The sequence below is a fragment of the Streptomyces sp. MMCC 100 genome (assembly GCF_041538145.2).
Classification (GTDB): Bacteria; Actinomycetota; Actinomycetes; order Streptomycetales; family Streptomycetaceae; genus Streptomyces.
Window position 1 is genome coordinate 6101099 of the sequence record NZ_JBGORK020000001.1, and the last position, 18260, is coordinate 6119358.

General features: G+C 69.5%; 10 protein-coding genes, 1 tRNA gene, 1 rRNA gene and 3 pseudogenes. 3 read left to right on the top strand and 12 right to left on the bottom strand.

Features of this window, described 5'->3' with window-relative positions; translation table 11 throughout:
- Window positions 1-18 precede the first annotated feature (18 nt).
- Together ABS735_RS28180 and ABS735_RS28185 are read right to left on the bottom strand one after the other, a co-directional pair.
- Window positions 19-693 (bottom strand): response regulator, encoded by a 675-nt coding sequence (locus ABS735_RS28180; RefSeq protein WP_373903443.1) that lies wholly within the window; start codon window positions 691-693, stop codon window positions 19-21.
- 427 nt (window positions 694-1120) lie between these two features.
- Window positions 1121-6607, bottom strand: a complete 5487-nt coding sequence (locus ABS735_RS28185; RefSeq protein WP_373903442.1) for a HAMP domain-containing protein — start codon at window positions 6605-6607, stop codon at window positions 1121-1123.
- Window positions 6608-6999: 392 nt separating this feature from the next.
- On the opposite strand from ABS735_RS28185, the gene ABS735_RS28190 reads away from it, so the two are divergent.
- Window positions 7000-9750 (top strand): SpoIIE family protein phosphatase, encoded by a 2751-nt coding sequence (locus ABS735_RS28190; protein WP_373903441.1) that lies wholly within the window; start codon window positions 7000-7002, stop codon window positions 9748-9750.
- A gap of 80 nt (window positions 9751-9830) precedes the next feature.
- Here ABS735_RS28190 and ABS735_RS28195 read toward each other — a convergent pair.
- The 8 genes and pseudogenes from ABS735_RS28195 to ABS735_RS28230 all read right to left on the bottom strand — a co-directional run.
- Window positions 9831-9906: transfer RNA gene (locus ABS735_RS28195), tRNA-Thr, on the bottom strand.
- Between the two features lie 81 nt (window positions 9907-9987).
- Entirely contained in the window at window positions 9988-10650 is a 663-nt protein-coding gene (locus ABS735_RS28200) for a DegT/DnrJ/EryC1/StrS family aminotransferase (RefSeq protein WP_373903949.1), read from the bottom strand.
- 113 nt (window positions 10651-10763) lie between these two features.
- Window positions 10764-10880 (bottom strand): 5S ribosomal RNA (rrf, locus tag ABS735_RS28205).
- A 344-nt stretch (window positions 10881-11224) separates the two neighbouring features.
- On the bottom strand, window positions 11225-12910 hold the full coding sequence (locus ABS735_RS28210; protein ID WP_373901935.1) for a ribonuclease J: 1686 nt from the start codon (window positions 12908-12910) through the stop codon (window positions 11225-11227).
- Window positions 12911-13063: 153 nt separating this feature from the next.
- The gene (dapA, locus tag ABS735_RS28215) at window positions 13064-13963 is read right to left on the bottom strand and encodes a 4-hydroxy-tetrahydrodipicolinate synthase (RefSeq protein ID WP_373901936.1); all 900 of its coding nucleotides are present in this window, start codon (window positions 13961-13963) and stop codon (window positions 13064-13066) included.
- A gap of 219 nt (window positions 13964-14182) precedes the next feature.
- A pseudogene (thyX, locus tag ABS735_RS28220) lies at window positions 14183-14632 on the bottom strand (FAD-dependent thymidylate synthase); the annotation flags it as partial.
- Between the two features lie 3 nt (window positions 14633-14635).
- A pseudogene (locus ABS735_RS28225) lies at window positions 14636-15562 on the bottom strand (HNH endonuclease); the annotation flags it as partial.
- Window positions 15542-15832 (bottom strand): annotated as a pseudogene (locus ABS735_RS28230) (FAD-dependent thymidylate synthase); the annotation flags it as partial. The pseudogenes ABS735_RS28230 and ABS735_RS28225, both read right to left, overlap by 21 nt.
- A 205-nt stretch (window positions 15833-16037) precedes the next feature.
- Here ABS735_RS28230 and ABS735_RS28235 point away from each other — a divergent pair.
- Window positions 16038-16277 (top strand): hypothetical protein, encoded by a 240-nt coding sequence (locus ABS735_RS28235; protein ID WP_159330385.1) that lies wholly within the window; start codon window positions 16038-16040, stop codon window positions 16275-16277.
- 117 nt (window positions 16278-16394) lie between these two features.
- Window positions 16395-16949: a hypothetical protein gene (locus ABS735_RS28240; RefSeq protein WP_373901937.1), complete on the top strand. Its 555-nt coding sequence runs from the start codon at window positions 16395-16397 to the stop codon at window positions 16947-16949.
- Between the two features lie 76 nt (window positions 16950-17025).
- Here ABS735_RS28240 and ABS735_RS28245 read toward each other — a convergent pair whose 3' ends face one another.
- Together ABS735_RS28245 and dapB are read right to left on the bottom strand one after the other, a co-directional pair.
- On the bottom strand, window positions 17026-17481 hold the full coding sequence (locus ABS735_RS28245; protein WP_373901938.1) for a tetratricopeptide repeat protein: 456 nt from the start codon (window positions 17479-17481) through the stop codon (window positions 17026-17028).
- Between the two features lie 13 nt (window positions 17482-17494).
- Complete coding sequence (gene dapB, locus ABS735_RS28250; RefSeq protein WP_373901939.1) at window positions 17495-18247, bottom strand: 4-hydroxy-tetrahydrodipicolinate reductase; 753 nt, start codon at window positions 18245-18247, stop codon at window positions 17495-17497.
- Between the last annotated feature and the right edge of the window lie 13 nt (window positions 18248-18260).

Here is an 18260-nt window from a genome sequence, read left to right on the forward strand (position 1 = left end):
CCAGGGGGCTGCGCGGCGTCAGTTGACTGCGGCCTGGCCTCCGGGCGCGCCCGGCTCCAGGGCGTCCAGGGCCCGCCGCAGCCCGGTGAGCTTGCGCTCCAGGTGGGCGGCCGTCGCCACCGCCGCCGCGTCCGTCGACTCGTCGCCCAGCTGCTTGGACAGCGCCTCCGCCTGCTCCTCCACGGCCGCGAGCCGCGCCGACAGCTCGGCGAGCAGCCCGGCCGGCTCCTTGGCCTCGCCGGCCTCGGCCTTGCCGTTGCCCTCCAACTGGAGGCGCAGCAGCGCCGCCTGCTCCCGCAGCTGGCAGTTCTTCATGTACAGCTCGACGAAGACCGAGACCTTGGCGCGCAGCACCCAGGGGTCGAACGGCTTGGAGATGTAGTCCACCGCGCCCGCCGCGTACCCGCGGAAGGTGTGATGGGGGCCGTGGTTGATCGCGGTGAGGAAGATGATCGGGATGTCCCGGGTCCGCTCCCGTCGCTTGATGTGCGCGGCGGTCTCGAAACCGTCCATGCCCGGCATCTGGACGTCCAGCAGAATGACCGCGAAGTCGTCCGTGAGCAGTGCTTTGAGCGCTTCCTCCCCGGACGATGCCCGCACCAGCGTCTGATCGAGCGCCGAGAGGATCGCCTCCAGCGCAAGCAGATTCTCCGGCCGGTCATCGACCAGGAGGATCTTGGCCTTCTGCACCATGGCCCGCCCTCCTCGCCCCGGCGTGGGGCCTCCCCTGTCCACAGGACTTGGCGCGGCACCGGCGGGTGCCGCCCCGGGGGACGGCTCCCTTGCGCCGCCCGTCCTTGTGCCGGTCATCGTAGCCGCACCCCGCCTGTCGCCACACCCTGTCACCGTGATGTCACTGTGCTCATAGCAGAAACGCGGCGGGAGACCAGAAGGTTCCCCGAATCCCGTGCTTCTACACGGCTTCGGGCACGCCGAGTCAGCGACTCCGCGTGAACCCCGAAGGTTCCCGCCGTTTACACACACCCCACGTTCGCACACCGCCCGAGCGAGCCGCACGGAAGGTGCCCGAACACACGAGGACACCGTGCCCGAACGTACTACGGGCACGAGGTCCGAACGTACCGGTCGCTTCCCGCCGGCTCCCGGCGGCTCCCCGCACTCACTCCTCACTCATCCACTGCTGCATCACCGTCAGCAGGTGGTCGGGGTCGACCGGCTTCGTCACGTAGTCGGACGCGCCCGACTCGATCGCCTTCTCCCGGTCGCCCTTCATCGCCTTGGCGGTCAGCGCGATGATCGGCAGACCGGCGAACTGGGGCATCCTGCGGATCGCCGTGGTCGTCGCATACCCGTCCATCTCGGGCATCATGATGTCCATCAGGACGACCGCCACGTCCTCGTGCTGCTCCAGGACCTCGATGCCCTCGCGCCCGTTCTCGGCGTACAGCACGGACAGGCCGTGCTGCTCCAGGACGCTGGTGAGGGCGAAGACGTTGCGGATGTCGTCGTCGACGATCAGCACCTTCTGCCCGCCGAACCGGATTCCGCGGCTCGACTGCGGCGACGGCTCCTGCCCGTCGTCCGACTGCCGCTCCCGCACCGCGGGCAGCTCCTCGGTCTCCGCCGACCGGCGCCGACGCCGGAACAGCGCGGCGGCCCCGTTCTGCGAGTCCTGGTACGACTTCACCTCGGCCGGCGTCTCGGCCTCCGTACCCGGCAGCTCGGCCAAGGCACCGGAGGACACCGGCAGCTCACCGGCCTCCACGGACGGCAGCGGCTGCTGGTAGCCGTGCGGCGGCAGCTCGCTCGGGTGCAGCGGCAGGTAGAGCGTGAACGTCGAGCCGCGGCCCGGCTCGCTCTGCGCGTGGATCTCGCCGCCGAGCAGCTGCGCGATCTCCCGCGAGATGGACAGCCCGAGACCCGTGCCGCCGTACTTGCGGCTGGTGGTGCCGTCGGCCTGCTTGAACGCCTCGAAGATCACCTGCATCTTGCTGGCCGCGATCCCGATGCCCGTGTCGCTCACGGAGAACGCGATCAGCTCGGCGTCCGGGTCGTTCATCGAACCGGCCTCCAGCAACTGCTCCCGGATGGCCTGCGGAACCTCGTCCCGAGCAGGCCGGATGACCAGCTCGACGGAGCCCGAGTCGGTGAACTTCACCGCGTTGGACAGCAGGTTGCGCAGCACCTGGAGCAGCCGCTGCTCGTCGGTGTGCATCGTGGCGGGCAGCCCCGGCGACACCCGCACCGACAGGTCCAGGCCCTTCTCCGCGCTCAGCGGCCGGAAGGTGGCCTCCACGTAGTCCACGAGCTGGACGAGTGCGATGCGCGTCGGGGAGACGTCCATCTTCCCCGCGTCGACCTTCGACAGGTCGAGGATGTCGTTGATGAGCTGGAGCAGATCGGATCCGGCGCCGTGGATCGTCTCGGCGAACTCGACCTGCTTCGGGGTCAGGTTCGCGTCGGCGTTGTCCGCGAGCAACTTGGCCAGAATCAGGAGCGAGTTGAGCGGCGTACGCAGCTCGTGCGACATGTTGGCCAGGAACTCGCTCTTGTAGCGCATGGAGACGGCGAGCTGCTCGGCACGCTCCTCCAGGACCTGCCGCGCCTCCTCGATCTCGGTGTTCTTCACCTCGATGTCGCGGTTCTGCTGCGCCAGCAGCTCGGCCTTCTCCTCCAGTTCGGCGTTGGACGACTGGAGCGCCTTCTGGCGCTGCTCCAACTCCTCCGACCGGTCCCGCAGTTGCTCGGTCAGCTCCTGCGACTGCTTCAGCAGCACCTCCGTCTTGGTGTTGACGGAGATGGTGTTGACGCTGGTCGCGATCATCTCGGCGATCTGGTTCAGGAAGTCCTTCTGGATGTGCGTGAACGGCGTGAACGACGCCAGTTCGATGACGCCGAGCACCTGCCCCTCGAACAGCACCGGCAGCACGATCACCTGCGCGGGCGGGGCCTCGCCGAGCCCGGAGGAGATCTTCAGGTAGCCGCTCGGCGCGTTCTCCACGAGGATCGTGCGCTTCTCCTGCGCGGCCGTGCCGACCAGCGCCTCACCCGGCCGGAACGAGGTGGGCATGGACCCCATCGAGTAGCCGTACGACCCGAGCATGCGCAGCTCGTACGCGTCGCCCTCGGCCCCCGCCTGTTCCTGGCCGTCGACCAGGGGCATGGCGAGGAAGAACGCGCCGTGCTGCGCGGAGACCACGGGCGTCAGTTCGCTCATGATCAGCGAGGCCACGTCCTGGAGGTCCCGGCGGCCCTGCATCAGGCCGGAGATCCGGGCCAGATTGCCCTTGAGCCAGTCCTGCTCCTTGTTGGCGATCGTGGTGTCGCGCAGGTTGGCGATCATCTTGTTGATGTAGTCCTGCAGCTCGGAGATCTCGCCCGAGGCGTCCACGTCGATCTTCAGGTTCAGATCGCCGCGGGTCACCGCGGTCGCCACGCGGGCGATGGCACGCACCTGCCGGGTGAGATTCCCGGCCATCTCGTTCACGGACTCCGTCAGGTCGCGCCAGGTGCCGTCGACGTCCCGCACGCGTGCCTGGCCGCCGAGCTGCCCCTCCGTACCCACCTCACGGGCGACCCGGGTGACCTCCTCGGCGAAGGACGACAGCTGGTCCACCATCGTGTTGATGGTCGTCTTCAGCTCCAGGATCTCGCCGCGCGCGTCGATGTCGATCTTCTTGGTCAGGTCGCCCTTCGCGATCGCCGTGGTGACCATGGCGATGTTGCGCACCTGACCGGTCAGGTTGGACGCCATCTGGTTCACCGACTCGGTGAGGTCCTTCCACGTACCCGACACGCCCGGCACGTGCGCCTGACCGCCGAGGATGCCATCCGTGCCCACCTCGCGGGCCACCTTGGTGACCTGGTCCGCGAACGAACTCAGTGTCTTCACCATGGTGTTGAACGTGTCGGCGAGCTGCGCGACCTCACCGCGCGCCTCGATCGTCACCGTCCGCGTCAGGTCGCCGTTGGCGACGGCCGCGGCCACCTGGGAGATGTTCCGCACCTGCACGGTGAGGTTCTTCGCCATCAGGTTGACGTTGTCGCTCAGGTCCTTCCAGATGCCCACCACGCCGGGCACGTGCGCCTGGCCGCCGAGGATGCCCTCCGTACCCACCTCACGGGCCACCCGCGTGACCTGCTCGGCGAAGGACGACAGCTGGTCCACCATCGTGTTGACCGTGGTGACCAGCTCGAGGATCTCGCCCTTGGCATCGACGGTGATCTTCTTCGACAGGTCGCCCTTGGCGACCGCGGTCGTCACCTCGGCGATGTTGCGCACCTGCATGGTCAGGTTGTTGGCCATGCCGTTCACGGACTGCGTGAGGTCCTTCCAGGTGCCGGAGACGCCCTGCACCTCCGCCTGGCCGCCGAGGATGCCCTCGGTACCCACCTCACGCGCGACGCGCGTGACCTCCTGGGCGAACGACGACAGCTGGTCCACCATCGTGTTCAGGGTGTTCTTCAGCTCAAGGATCTCCCCGCGCGCGTCCACGGTGATCTTCTGGGACAGGTCACCGCGCGCCACCGCCGTCGCGACCTGCGCGATGTTGCGCACCTGCGCGGTGAGATTGCCGGCCATGCCGTTCACCGAGTCGGTCAGGTCCCGCCACACACCGGCGACGCCGGGCACCTGCGCCTGACCGCCGAGGCGGCCCTCGGTGCCCACCTCACGGGCCACGCGCGTGACCTGCTCCGCGAACGACGACAGCTGGTCGACCATCGTGTTGATGGTGTTCTTCAGCTCCAGGATCTCGCCGCGCGCGTCGACGTCGATCTTCTGGGACAGGTCACCGCGCGCCACCGCCGTCGTCACTTGCGCGATGTTGCGCACCTGCGAGGTCAGATTGCCGGCCATGGAGTTGACGGAGTCCGTCAGCTCCTTCCACGTCCCCGACACGCCGTCGACCCGCGCCTGACCGCCGAGGCGGCCCTCCGTGCCCACGTCCCGGGCCATCCGCGTCACCTGGTCGGCGAAGCTGGAGAGCTGGTCCACCATCGTGTTCACGGTGTTCTTCAGCTGGAGCATCTCGCCGGAGACGTCCACGGTGACCTTCTGCGACAGGTCACCGTTGGCCACCGCCGTCGTCACCTGGGCGATGTTCCTCACCTGACCGGTGAGGTTGCGGAACGCGGTGTTGACGGAATCCGTGAGGTCCTTCCACGTCCCCGCCGCCCCCGGCACCTGGGCCTGGCCGCCCAGCTCACCCTCGACACCGACCTCGCGGGCCACCCGCGTGACCTCGGCACCGAAGGCGGACAGCTGGTCCACCATCGTGTTGACGGTGTTCTTCAGCTCCAGCATCTCGCCGGCCACATCGACGGTGACCTTCTGCGACAGGTCACCGCTGGCCACCGCCGTCGTCACCGCGGCGATGTCGCGCACCTGCGTCGTCAGGTTCCGGAAGACCGTGTTGACGGAGTCCGTCAGGTCCTTCCAGATGCCGGCCGCCCCCGGCACGTTCGCCTGGCCGCCGAGCTGTCCCTCGCCGCCGGTCTCGTTCGCGACGCGCGTCACCTCGTCCGCGAAGATCCGCAGCGTCTCGGTCATCTGGTTGATCGTCTCGGCGAGCTGCGCGACCTCGCCCCGGGCCGGCACCGTCACCTTCTTCGACAGATCACCGTTGGCGACCGCCGTCGTCACGTGGGAGATCTCCCGCACCTGGGCCGTCAGGTTCCCGGCCATGGTGTTGACGGAGTCGGTCAGCTCCTTCCACACCCCGGCCACGCCCGGCACCCGGGCCTGTCCGCCCAGCGCGCCCTCGGTGCCCACCTCACGGGCCACGCGCGTCACCTCGGACGAGAACGCCGAGAGCTGGTCCACCATCGTGTTGACGGTGTTCTTCAGCTCCAGCATCTCGCCGGCCACGTGCACCGTGACCTTCCGGGACAGATCACCCTTGGCCACGGCCGTCGTCACCAGCGCGATGTCCCGCACCTGGGCGGTGAGCCGGTACGCCATCGTGTTGACGGAGTCCGTCAGGTCCTTCCACGAACCGGACATACCGCGCACCCGGGCCTGACCGCCCAGTTTGCCCTCGGTGCCGACCTCGCTGGCCACCCGCGTGACCTCGTCCGTGAACGTCGACAGCTGGTCGACCAGGTTGTTCACGGTCCGGCCGACCTTCAGGAACTCACCGCGCAGCGGCTGCCCGGCGCCCTCGTCGCTCTGCGTCCGCAACTCCATGCGCGGCGACAGATCACCGTCCGCCACCGCCGACAGCACCCGGCTGACCTCGGAGACGGGCCGTACGAGGTCGTCCACCAGCGCGTTCGAGTTGTCGATCGCGGCCGCCCAGGACCCCTCGCAGGCCCCGGTCTCCAGCCGCTCCGTGAGTTTTCCCTCACGCCCGACCACGCGCCGTACCCGCGCCAGCTCGCCCGTGAGGTGGAGATTGCGGTCGGCCACCTCGTTGAAGACCGCCGCGATCTCCGACATCACGCCGTCGCCGGACACCGTGAGCCGCCTGCGGAAGTTCCCCTCCCGCATCGACACGAGGGCCGCGAGCAGCCGGTTCAGCGCGGCCGTGTCCACCGTCGTACTGCCGCTCCGCGCGCCGCCACCCCGCGATTTGCCCTGGTTACTCAGGGACTGTCCGCCTTTCGCGCGCGTCTTCGTGGCCCGCGTCGCTGCGCCAGACTCCACTGTGTCCCTCCCGCAGGGGTCGACCGATACCGCTGTGCCCGGCCCGCCAACGCTCGGCGAACCGGTTACCGCCGCCTATTTTCCGTACCGCCGGGCGATCCGGCCCGGCTCGCCGGACCGCTTCCAGGGCTGCTGCCCACCCGACTCGGCCCGCATTCACCTGCCCGGACCTTCATAAGCAGCTTGCCCAGTGTTTCACCCCGGCCGAACCAGGCCATAACAGTTCGGCAGCTTCGCACATCGTCCGCACACCCTCTGGGCGGAAACACTGCAGACCGGCATCCGGATGGACGGCGAAGGTAAGTAACCTTGCATACGGCTGTCCAGCCAAACCGGTCCGTCCGGTCTGGGCGGTGGCACGGAGACGAGCGGGCATCGGAGGGGCGGCCGGAATGACCACCGGACTGATCCCGGGGGAGCAGCCCCCGGATCCCGGGCCGACGGGTGGACTGCCGCAGCAGCGGCGCGAGCCGGTCGGCCATGAGGCCGTGCACGGGGAGAGAGGGTCGAGGAGTTCTGTGATCACCGCGCGCGCGGCCGCCAGCTTCGAGCCCGTCGGGCGATCCGTGGCGAGCGCCCGGTCCTTCGTCCGCGACACGCTCCAGGGCTGGGGCCATGCCGACATCGTCGACGACGCCGTGGTGCTCACCAGCGAGCTGGTGACCAACGCCGTGGTCCACGCCGGCACCACCGCCGACGTCGTGTGCCTGCGCAGCGACGACGGCGTACGGATCGAGGTCGCCGACCACTATCCGGAGCGCGAGGTCCCGCTCCAGGGCTCCCCCGCCAACATGGGCAGCCTCGACCGCGAGGGCGGCCGCGGCCTCCAGCTGTGCGCGGCGCTGGCCGACCACTGGGGCGTGGAGTACACGCCCACGCTCAAGAACGTCTGGTTCCACCTCCACCTGCCCGAGCGTCCCGTCGGCACCCGCGCCGCCGGCCCCTCCCTCCCGGCCGCCCTGCTGCCGCTCGCCGACGGCCGGGTCCGCGTCGCGGTCGTCCAGATCGACCGCACCGGCGCCGTCACGTCGTGGAACGAGGACGCCGAGGATCTCTTCGGCTATGCCGCCGACCAGGTCACCGGCAAGCCGCTGACCGACCTCGCCGCCTGGCCGCACACCCCCGGCACCAGCACCGGCATCGCCGAGGCGCTCCGGCTCTCCCGCTGGGAGGGCAGCTACGGCATAAGGGGTGCCGACGGCCGCGTCACCCCCGTCTACGCCTCCCACCTCCGCGTCCGCGACGCCGACGGCGAGCCCTCCACGGTCTGCCTCCTCGTCCGCGACCACGAACGCGCGGTACTGCAGACCCCGTTGCGCGGTGCGGCCTCCGACTCCCCGTCCTCCGAGGGCCAGAGCGCGGACCCCTTCGAGGTCTTCATCGGCTCCCCCGCCCCGGACGACCTCGACGGCCTCCTCCAGCGCACGGTCGAACGCGCCCGCGACATGCTCGACGCCGACGCCGCCTTCCTGCTTCTGGCGACCGATGACGAAACGGAGTTGGAGGTCCGCGCCTCCACCGGCCTGCCCTCCGCGCGCCAGCGTTTCGCCCGCGTCCCCGTCGAGGCCGGCCCCGGCCGCTACGGCTCGGCGCGCATGCCCGCCGTCCACGACGACCTCGAGGCCGTCCCCGGCGCGGTCCCGCTGCTCAACAGCACGGGCATGCGCTCGGTCGTCACCGTCCCCCTCAAGGTCGAGGGCCGCCTCACCGGGTCCCTCGGCGTCGCGGCCGAGGCCGCCGGCCGGTACTCCAACGAGGAGGCGCTGCGCCTCCAGTTCGCGGCCGACCGCATCGCCCTGGCCGTCGAGTCGGCGCGCCTCGGCGAGCTGGAGCGGCTGCGCCGCGGCTCGCTCAGCTTCCTCGTCGAGGCCTCCGACCTCCTCGCCGGCACCCTGGACCGCGACCAGACGCTGGCACTGATGGCCCAGATGACGGTCCCGACGCTGGCCACCTGGTGCGCCGTCTACACCATCGCCGACCAGTCCTCGGACCCGTACCTCTCCTACGTCCTGCACGAGGACGAGGAACTCATCGACGGCATCAAGTCCCTGCTGTCGAAGATCGCCCCGCCCGACCCGGTGCCCACCCCTGGCGCCCGTGTGTGGACGGCCCCCGCCGAGATGGCCCACCAGGCGGCGCTGCGCACCTCCATGCGCGACCTCGGCCTCAGCGGCGGTACGCCCCAGCCGCTGAGCACCGGCATCGGCCCGACCCTCGCCACGGCCTCCGCCGTCGGCGGCGAGACCGTCGTCCTGCCGCTGGTCGCCCGCAACCGCGTCATCGGCATGCTCACCCTCGGCAAGCCCACCGACGACCACTTCCGCCAGGAGATCCTCGAGCTCGCCGAGGATCTCTCCCGCCGGGCCGCCCTGGCCCTGGACAACGCCCGGCTGTACTCGGAGCGCACGGCCATCAGCCAGTCCCTCCAGCGCAGCCTCCTGCCCCCGGAGCTCCCCGTCATCGACGGCGTCGAGGTGGAGGTCATCTACCGCGCGGCCGGCGAGGGCAACGAGGTCGGCGGCGACTTCTACGACCTCTTCCCCATCAGCGACGACGCGTACGGCTTCGCCATCGGCGACGTCTGCGGTACGGGCCCCAACGCGGCGGCCGTCACGGGCCTGGCCCGGCACGCCCTGCGCCTGCTGGCCCGCGAGGGTCTGAGCGGTCCCGCGGTCCTGGAGCGCCTCAACTCCGCCATCCTCGACGAGGGCGCCCGCAGCCGCTTCCTCACGCTGCTGTACGGCGAGATGCGCCCGCAGGAGGACGGCAGCGCGGAGCTGAAGGTGGTCTGCGCCGGCCACCCGCTCCCGCTCCGCCTGCGCCAGGACGGCACGGTCGAGCCGGCCGCCGAACCGCAGCCCCTTCTGGGCGTCATCGAGGACCTGGAGCTGTACGAGCAGACGGTCACCCTCGACCCGGGCGACGTGCTGCTGTGCGTCACGGACGGCGTCACCGAACGCCGCGAGGGCACGCGCATGCTGGGCGACGACGGTCTCGCCGACGTCCTCACGACCTGCACGGGCCTGACTGCGGGCGCGGTGGCCGCCCGCATCATGCGCGCGGTGGAGCGCTTCGCGTCCGACGCCCCGTCCGACGACATGGCGATCCTCGCGATGCGCGTCCCGGAGCCCCACGCGGACTAGCGTGCGGGCCCCGGGACTTGGCCCGGTCTGTGACCGAGGACATGCGAAAGGCCCCGCCCAATCGGGCGGGGCCTTCGTACTGGAGCCCCCAAACGGAATCGAACCGTTGACCTTCTCCTTACCATGGAGACGCTCTACCGACTGAGCTATAGGGGCCTGTCGCTTTCGAGGTTTCCCTCGCCGCAACGGAATAGATCATACCCCGAACAAGCCGGTGCTCCCAACCACGGACTTGGTTCAGTACGCGGGTTGCAGCAGCCCACCGAGCGCGTTGCAGGCGGACACGATCCGCTGCATGTCCCGCTTGGTCAGCGCCGCCTCCACCGGCAGCGCCAGCGTCTCGTCGACGGCCCGCTCCGTCTCCGGCAGCGACACACACCGCCGGAATCCCGGCATGCGGTGCACGGGAACCTTCACCGGCACCCGGCATTCGACTCCCTTCGCCCGCACCGCGCGGGCGAACGCGTCGCGATCGGGCCGCCCGTTTCCCGGCACCCGGACCACATACTGCTGGTAGGTGTGCCCGTCGCCCCAGTCAGGGGTCTGCACCCCCCTCAACTTCCCGTCGAGGTAGGCCGCCCTCTGCCTGCGCCGGGCTATCTCGTCGTACGGCACCTCGGACTCGCCCTGCTCCAGCACGAGCAGCCCGTGCCGCTGTCCGACCCGGTGCAGTGCGCCCATGTCCGCCGGCCGCCCGAACCGGTGCACGGCGACCACGGCCGCGGTCCGAGGCGTCAGCGCAGCCTCCACCGGGGAGGCGTCCAGGCAGTACGTCGCCGGATCTATGTCGGCGAACACCGGCGACGCGCCCACCAGGGCCACGGCCTCGGCGACTTCCACGTTCCCGAAGGCAGGTACGACGACCTCGTCACCGACGCCCACGCCGGCGGCCCTGAGCATTGCTGCAGTACCCATATGTGGGATGGTCGGGGTGCAACGTGAACTCGAAGTGACGGAAAGCAAAAAAGGGCTGGTCCCGGAACCAAAGTTCCGGGACCAGCCCTTCAATAATTGTTCGGCGGCGTCCTACTCTCCCACAGGGTCCCCCCTGCAGTACCATCGGCGCTGTAAGGCTTAGCTTCCGGGTTCGAAATGTAACCGGGCGTTTCCCCTACGCTATGACCACCGAAACGCACGCTGTTGAGTTCTCAAGGAACGGACGCTTCCTTTGTACTCACCCTCTCGGGCTTTCCTCCGGGCGCTTCCCTTCGGTCTTGCGTTTCCGACTCTATCAGATCTTTCCGATCCGATTTCCTCGGCGCTTTCCAGGTTCCCGCTTTCGCGTTTCCCTTTCCGGCGGTTCCGACTTTATCAGAGATTCTGAGTCGGGATTTCCGCCCTCCGGGGCGGCTCCGAACCACGAAGTGATCGGGTGCCCGTCCGAGCGGAGATGTAAACGTACTGGAGCGGGGCGCCCCGATGCAAATCGGGGTGCCCCGCTCCAGGTTGGCGCTGTCGGTGGTCCGACGGCCCGTCAGACCTCCACGACGACAGGCAGGATCATCGGCCTGCGTCGGTAGGTGTCCGAGACCCACTTGCCGAGGGTCCTGCGGATCAGTTGCTGGAGTTGGTGCGGCTCGACGACTCCGTCCTGGGCCGAGCGCTCCAGCACTTCGGTGACCTTGGGGAGCACCGCGGCGAAGGCCGAGTCGTCGATGCCCGATCCGCGGGCCTGGACGTGCGGCCCACCGGTGATCTTGCCGGTGGAGGAGTCCATGACCACGAAGACCGAGATGATGCCCTCGTCGCCGAGGATCTTGCGGTCCTTGAGGGCGGGCTCGCCGACGTCGCCGACCGAGAGGCCGTCGACGTACACGTATCCCGCCTGGACCTTGCCGGTGATCTTCGCCTTGCCCTCGACGAGGTCGACGACCACGCCGTCCTCGGCGATGACGATGCGGTCGTGCGGAACGCCGGTCAGGGCGCCCAGCTCGGCGTTGGCACGCAGGTGGCGCCATTCGCCGTGGACCGGCATCAGGTTCTTCGGGCGGCAGATGTTGTAGAAGTACAGCAGCTCGCCGGCCGAGGCGTGGCCCGAGACGTGGACCTTGGCGTTGCCCTTGTGGACGACGTTGGCGCCCCAGCGGGTCAGACCGTTGATCACGCGGTACACCGCGTTCTCGTTGCCCGGGATGAGGGACGAGGCCAGGATCACCGTGTCGCCGTTGACGATGCGGATCTGGTGGTCGCGGTTGGCCATGCGGGACAGGGCGGCCATCGGTTCGCCCTGGGAGCCCGTGCAGACCAGGACCACCTCGCTGTCGGGCAGGTCGTCCAGCGTCTTGACGTCGACCACCAGGCCCGGCGGGACCTTCAGGTAGCCGAGGTCTCTCGCGATGCCCATGTTGCGGACCATGGAGCGGCCGACGAAGGCGACCCGGCGGCCGTACTCGTGCGCGGCGTCCAGGATCTGCTGGATGCGGTGGACGTGACTGGCGAAGCTGGCCACGATGATGCGCTTACGGGCGCTCGCGAAGACCTGCCGCAGGACGTTGGAGATGTCCCGCTCGGGCGGTACGAAGCCCGGGACCTCGGCGTTGGTCGAGTCGGCGAGGAGCAGGTCGATGCCCTCCTCGCTGAGCCTGGCGAACGCGTGCAGGTCCGTGAGGCGGCCGTCCAGCGGAAGCTGGTCCATCTTGAAGTCGCCGGTGTGGACGACCATGCCGGCCGGTGTGCGGATGGCGACGGCCAGCGCGTCCGGAATGGAGTGGTTGACCGCGACGAACTCGCAGTCGAAGGGACCGACGCGTTCGCGGTGCCCCTCCGCCACCTCGAGGGTGTACGGGCGGATGCGGTGCTCCTGGAGCTTGGCCTCGATGAGCGCGAGGGTCAGCTTGGAGCCGATCAGCGGGATGTCCGGCTTCTCGCGGAGGAGGAAGGGAACGCCGCCGATGTGGTCCTCGTGGCCATGGGTCAGGACGATGCCCTCGATGTCGTCGAGGCGGTCCCGGATGGACGTGAAGTCCGGCAGGATCAGGTCGATGCCGGGCTGCTCCTCCTCGGGGAAGAGCACGCCGCAGTCGACGATCAGCAGACGGCCGCCGTATTCGAAGACCGTCATGTTGCGGCCGATTTCGCCGAGGCCGCCGAGGGGCGTGACCCGCAGGCCGCCCTTGGGGAGCACCGGGGGCCGGCCCAGTTCAGGATGCGGATGACTCAAAAGACTCTCCTCACCACACGCGCCACGTACCGGTGGGCACGTGGCGCGCATGACGTTCGTGCAGAAGCAGTTGTCGAATGGGGTGCGGGCACCGGTGGCCCGCCTATTCAGTTGTGAAGTCCGTCCGGTCGTGCGGTGGTGCGAAGTCTGATGTCAGAGCTGTACCCCGCCGGCGGCAAGATCGATCTTGAGCTGCTCGGTTTCCTCGGGCGTGAGGCCGACCATGGGGGCGCGCAGCGGTCCGGCGGGCAGCCCCTGGAGGGCGAGCGCGGCCTTGGTGGTCATGACGCCCTGGGTGCGGAACATGCCGGTGAAGACCGGAAGCAGCTTCTGGTGGATCTCCAGTGCCTTCTGTACGTCACCCGCGACGTGCGCGTCCACCATGGCGCGCAGCTCCGGGGTGACGACGTGACCGACGACGGAGACGAAGCCGACCGCGCCCACGGCGAGCAGCGGCAGGTTCAGCATGTCGTCGCCGGAGTACCAGGCGAGGCCGGAACGTGCGATGGCCCAGCTGGCGCGGCCGAGGTCGCCCTTGGCGTCCTTGTTGGCGACGATCCGCGGGTGTTCCGCGAGGCGGACCAGGGTCTCGGTGTTGATCGGGACGCCGCTGCGGCCTGGGATGTCGTAGAGCATGACCGGGAGCCGGCTGGCGTCGGCGATCGCCGTGAAGTGCTGGTACAGGCCCTCCTGCGGGGGCTTGTTGTAGTACGGCGTGACGAGCAGCAGGCCGTGGGCGCCGGCGCGCTCGGCGGTGCGGGCCAGCTCGATGCTGTGCTGGGTGTTGTTCGTGCCGACTCCGGCGACGACGTGCGCCCGGTCGCCTACGGCCTCCAGGACGGCTCGTACGAGGTCCGCTTTCTCCGCGTCGCTGGTGGTGGGGGACTCGCCGGTGGTGCCGTTGATGATCAGGCCGTCGTTGCCTGCGTCCACCAGGTGGGTGGCGAGCCGCTGGGCGCCGTCGAGGTCGAGTGCGCCGTCCGCCGTGAAGGGCGTGACCATGGCGGTGAGGACCCGCCCGAAGGGGGTCTGCGGAGTGGAGGTCGGAGCCATGGGTTACACGCTACTCGTTGCTCAGGGCGGGGTCTGCCCTCGGGGGAGGCGGCAGGTCGGAACGGAAGTGGAGCCCGGCACTGCCTGCTCGGGGGTTCAAGCAGTGCCGGGTCCCTTTGATCAGGCTAGATGAACTTCTCCAAACGCCGCAATCCGGACACTTCGCATGGTTGATGCGTACGTCTGTGCCCGGTTCGGCCAGGCCGCAGGTCGCGGGCGTTACGGCGCCACTCGGCCGTTGGCGTTGAAGGCGGCGTGGGTGAGCGGCATGAGGCGCGCCCACTCCTCCTCCATCTTCTCACCGACCATCTCGATCTCCCGCTGCGGGAACGAGGGCACCTTCGCCAGCTCGTGCTGGGTGCGCAGGCCCAGGAAGTGCATCAGCGAGCGGGCGTTGCAGGTGGCGTACATCGACGAGTACAGGCCGACGGGGAGCACCGCGCGGGCCACCTCGCGGGCGACGCCGGCGGCGAGCATCTCCTGGTACTTCTGGTACGCCTGAAGGTAGGAGTCCTCCATGGCCCGGCTCACCAGTTCGTATTGCTCGGGGGTGCCCTCGACGAAGATGTACTTGCCCGGACGGCCCTGCTGGACGAGCTTGCGGGACTCGTCCGGGGTGTAGAAGACCGGCTGGAGCTCGCGGTAGCGGCCGGATTCCTCGTTGTAGGAGTTGTGGACGACGATGCCGTTGGCCAGGAAGTTGTGCCAGGGGCCTTCGACGGAGAGGTCGTAGGTCATCTCCTCCCCGTCGTCCTCGATTCCCACGATCCGGTCCGGCACCGCCTTCGCGATCTTGCCGCCACGCCGTGCCAGTGCCTGCTCTCCGGCGCTCTTGACCGCGTGGCAGGGTTCGCAGGCGGGAGCGAGGTTCTTCTCGTCGAGAGCCTGGGTCAGGTCGCGTGCCACAGGGACGACGTGGTCGAGGGAGAGTTGATCGCGGGGGAAGTCCTGCCCGCAAAGGTGACAGGTGTCGACCTCCTTGATCAGCTCCCGGCGCCGCATGGCGGTCCACACACCGATGCCTCGTCGCAGGCTGGGCGGAACGAGGGCTTCGGACGGGCGCGGGCCGGTGCCGGCGGCCATGACCGTGTCGCCTACGACGAGCTCCCCCGCCTTGCACCATCCCTCGGGAGTGAACACGGCGTGATCCACCGTGCAGCGGAGCGTCTTTCCGGAAGCCGTGGTGATCCTGATCAGGCGTTTGACCCCGGACTGGATCACGTCGACGATCCTGGCCCGCTGGGCGAGCATCGTCTCCTCGTCGTAGCAGCGCACGTGGTTGCGGCGCACCGACTCGAGTTTGCGCAGACGCGTGCTGGGGTGCAGCTCACGGAACTCCGCCACTGCCGACTCGGCTGCCTCACGGCTCTCGTAGAGCCCCAGGTAGTGGTTGGTCTCACCACGCCCGACCTGAGCCATCCACTTTCCGGCCCGGCCGTGCCACGTGACCCCGCCGGCGGAGTGCGGCAGCCGGTCCTCGGCTCCGGTGTGCCAGAGCTTGTACAGCTCGGCGATGGAGCGCCGGCGAAGGTTGCCGGCTTCGCTCTCCAGGGTGATCTCGGTGTCACCGGCAATGCACCAGCCGACGCGGTGCCGCATGAACTCGCGGAAGACGAAGATCGGGGCGCTGACGAAGAAGGTCATCGAGTTGTGCTCGAACGGGCTGCCGTGGCGGTCCCGCATGAGGTAGTTGATCAGGCCCTTGGAGCGCTCCGGGTCCTTCTTGAGCTCGTCCAGGGACTGCTCCCCGGCGGTGGAGACGCGGGCGGCGAACAGCACGTCGGAGTCGGTCGCGGCGCTCTTGACCAGCTCGACGGTGATGTCGCTGCGGAGGTCGATCTCGAAATCGTCGGCGGGGGTGTCGGTCACGGTGTGGAGGGCCTTCCCATCTCGTCGCTTGGCGCCCATCTCGTCGCTTGGCGAGGCCACTCTACGGCCCGCCAAGTGGCACCGAATCGGGCGATCGGTGCCGTGCCGCAATCAAGTCGGTGAAACAGGGCACCTGGAGGGGCGTTCGTTCGTCTGTATGAGTAACAGCACTTCATTCCAGTCCCTGAAGGGAGACGCAGCCTCTATGATCCGCCGGCGTGAACCCGTGCCGTTCGCCTTCGTCGCCGAAGCCGACAGGTTCCGCAGCAACGTCACACCCCCGCCGCGCGAGCGGGCGTCCTTCGGCCAGCTGGCCGGACGCTGGCTCCTCGGCGTCACCGTCGTCGCCGGTCTCGTGGGCTCCCTGGTGATCGGGATGCCCGCCCTGTCGGCCGACCAGCCCTCCTCGCACAAGCAGCCGTCGCAGGCGTCCGAGGGGCGCTAGAGGCGCACGGGGACGGCCGGCCCGACTCCGTCCGGACCCCCGAGGGTGGTGACCGGAGACACAGATCGGTAGCCTCACCGGGCACAACACTTGCCATGGAACGAGTGAGGACCAGCCGTGCCCCTGTCCTTCCTGACGGCCGACCGTGCCTTTGACACGGCCGACGACGTCGCGCTGCCGTACGACGACCGCGACCTCTGGCGTCGGCCCTACCGGCCGGGACCGTGGCGCGTGGGGGCGGCGGCGCTGATGCTGCTGCTCGCCTCGTTCGTCCTGTTCGCGGCGGTCGTCATCGCGGCGACGGGCGGGCCGTCCTCCGCCGGGATGGTCTTCGGCATCGCGGTCGTCGTCATCCTCTGCGCCCTGCGGATGCTGCGCATGGGCGCGTGGGTGAGCGCGCACGGGGTGCGTCAGGTGGGCTTCTTCACCACGCGCACGGTGGCCTGGCAGCAGGTCGCCAGCGTGCGCACGGTGCAGCAGCCGGTGCGCTGGCTCGGGCTGCCGCGCACGGTGCAGGGGCAGGCGCTGCTGCTGGTCCGCGCGGGCCGGTCCGCGGAGCCCATGGCCCCGCTGCTGACCACGCACAACTCCGACTTCCTCGCCCGCGACGGCGCCTTCAACCGGGCGGCCGACGCGGTGGAGGCGTGGGCCGACGAGTATCGACGGGGCTGAGCACCCCACGGTCGAAAGGCCGGGGCCCGGACCGCACAGCTGCGGTCCGGGCCCCGGCCTTTCGTCTTCTGCCCGCTCAGGCGGCCTCGACGTGCTTGCCGTCGTGGAGGGCGATCGCCCGCTGCATCGCCTTGCGGGCCCGCGGGGTGTCGCGGGCGTCGTGGTAGGCGACGGCGAGGCGGAACCAGCTGCGCCAGTCGCCCGGGGCGTCCTCCGTCTCGGCCTTGCGCAGGGCGAAGACCTCGTCGGCGGACTCCCGGTCGACCCGGCCGCTGGGGGTGCGCTTCAGCTCGTCGACGGGCAGTCCGCCCTCGGCGTCGAGTTCGGCGGCGAGTTGGTTGGCCCTGCGGACGAACTGGGTGTTCTTCCAGAGGAACCACAGGCCGATCACCGGCAGGATCAGCACCGCGACGCCGAAGGTGACGGTGAGGAGGGTGCCGGTCTTGATGAGCAGCACGCCGCGGCTGCCGACCAGGAGGAAGTAGAAGACCAGGACGGCGGCCGTGACGAGGTAGGTGATCTTCGCGCGCATCAGGGTGAAGGTCTCAGTTCAGGTCCAGGAAGTGTTCCAGGCCGAAGGTGAGGCCCGGGGTGGTGACCACCCGGCGGGCGCCCAGCAGGATGCCCGGCATGAAGCTGCTGTGGTGCAGGGAGTCGTGCCGGACGGTGAGGGTCTCTCCCTCGCCGCCGAGGAGAACCTCCTGGTGGGCGAGCAGGCCGCGCAGCCGGATCGCGTGGACCGGAACCCCGTCCACGTCCGCGCCGCGGGCGCCGTCCAGGGCGGTGGCAGTGGCGTCGGGCGCCGGTGCGGAGCCTGCCTTCTGCCGGGCCTGAGCGATCAGCTGGGCGGTGCGGGTGGCCGTGCCGCTGGGGGCGTCCACCTTGTTCGGGTGGTGCAGCTCGACGACCTCGACGGACTCGAAGTACGGGGCGGCGAGCTGCGCGAACTTCATGGTGAGCACGGCGCCGATGGAGAAGTTCGGCGCGATGAGCACGCCGGTCCCCGGGGAGGCGTCGAGCCACGAGTTCAGCTGCGCGAGACGCTCGTCGGTCCAGCCGGTGGTGCCGACGACGGCGTGGATGCCGTGGCGTACGCAGTAGTCGAGGTTTTCCATCACCGAGGCGGGGGTGGTCAGCTCGACGGCGACCTGGGCGCCGGTCTCGGCCAGCGCCTCCAGGCTGTCGCCCCGGCCGAGGGCGGCGACCAGCTCCATGTCCTCGGCGGCCTCGACCGCCCGTACCGCCTCGGAGCCGATCCGGCCCTTGGCACCGAGGACGGCCACGCGCAGCTTGCTCATGTTGTGTTCGCTT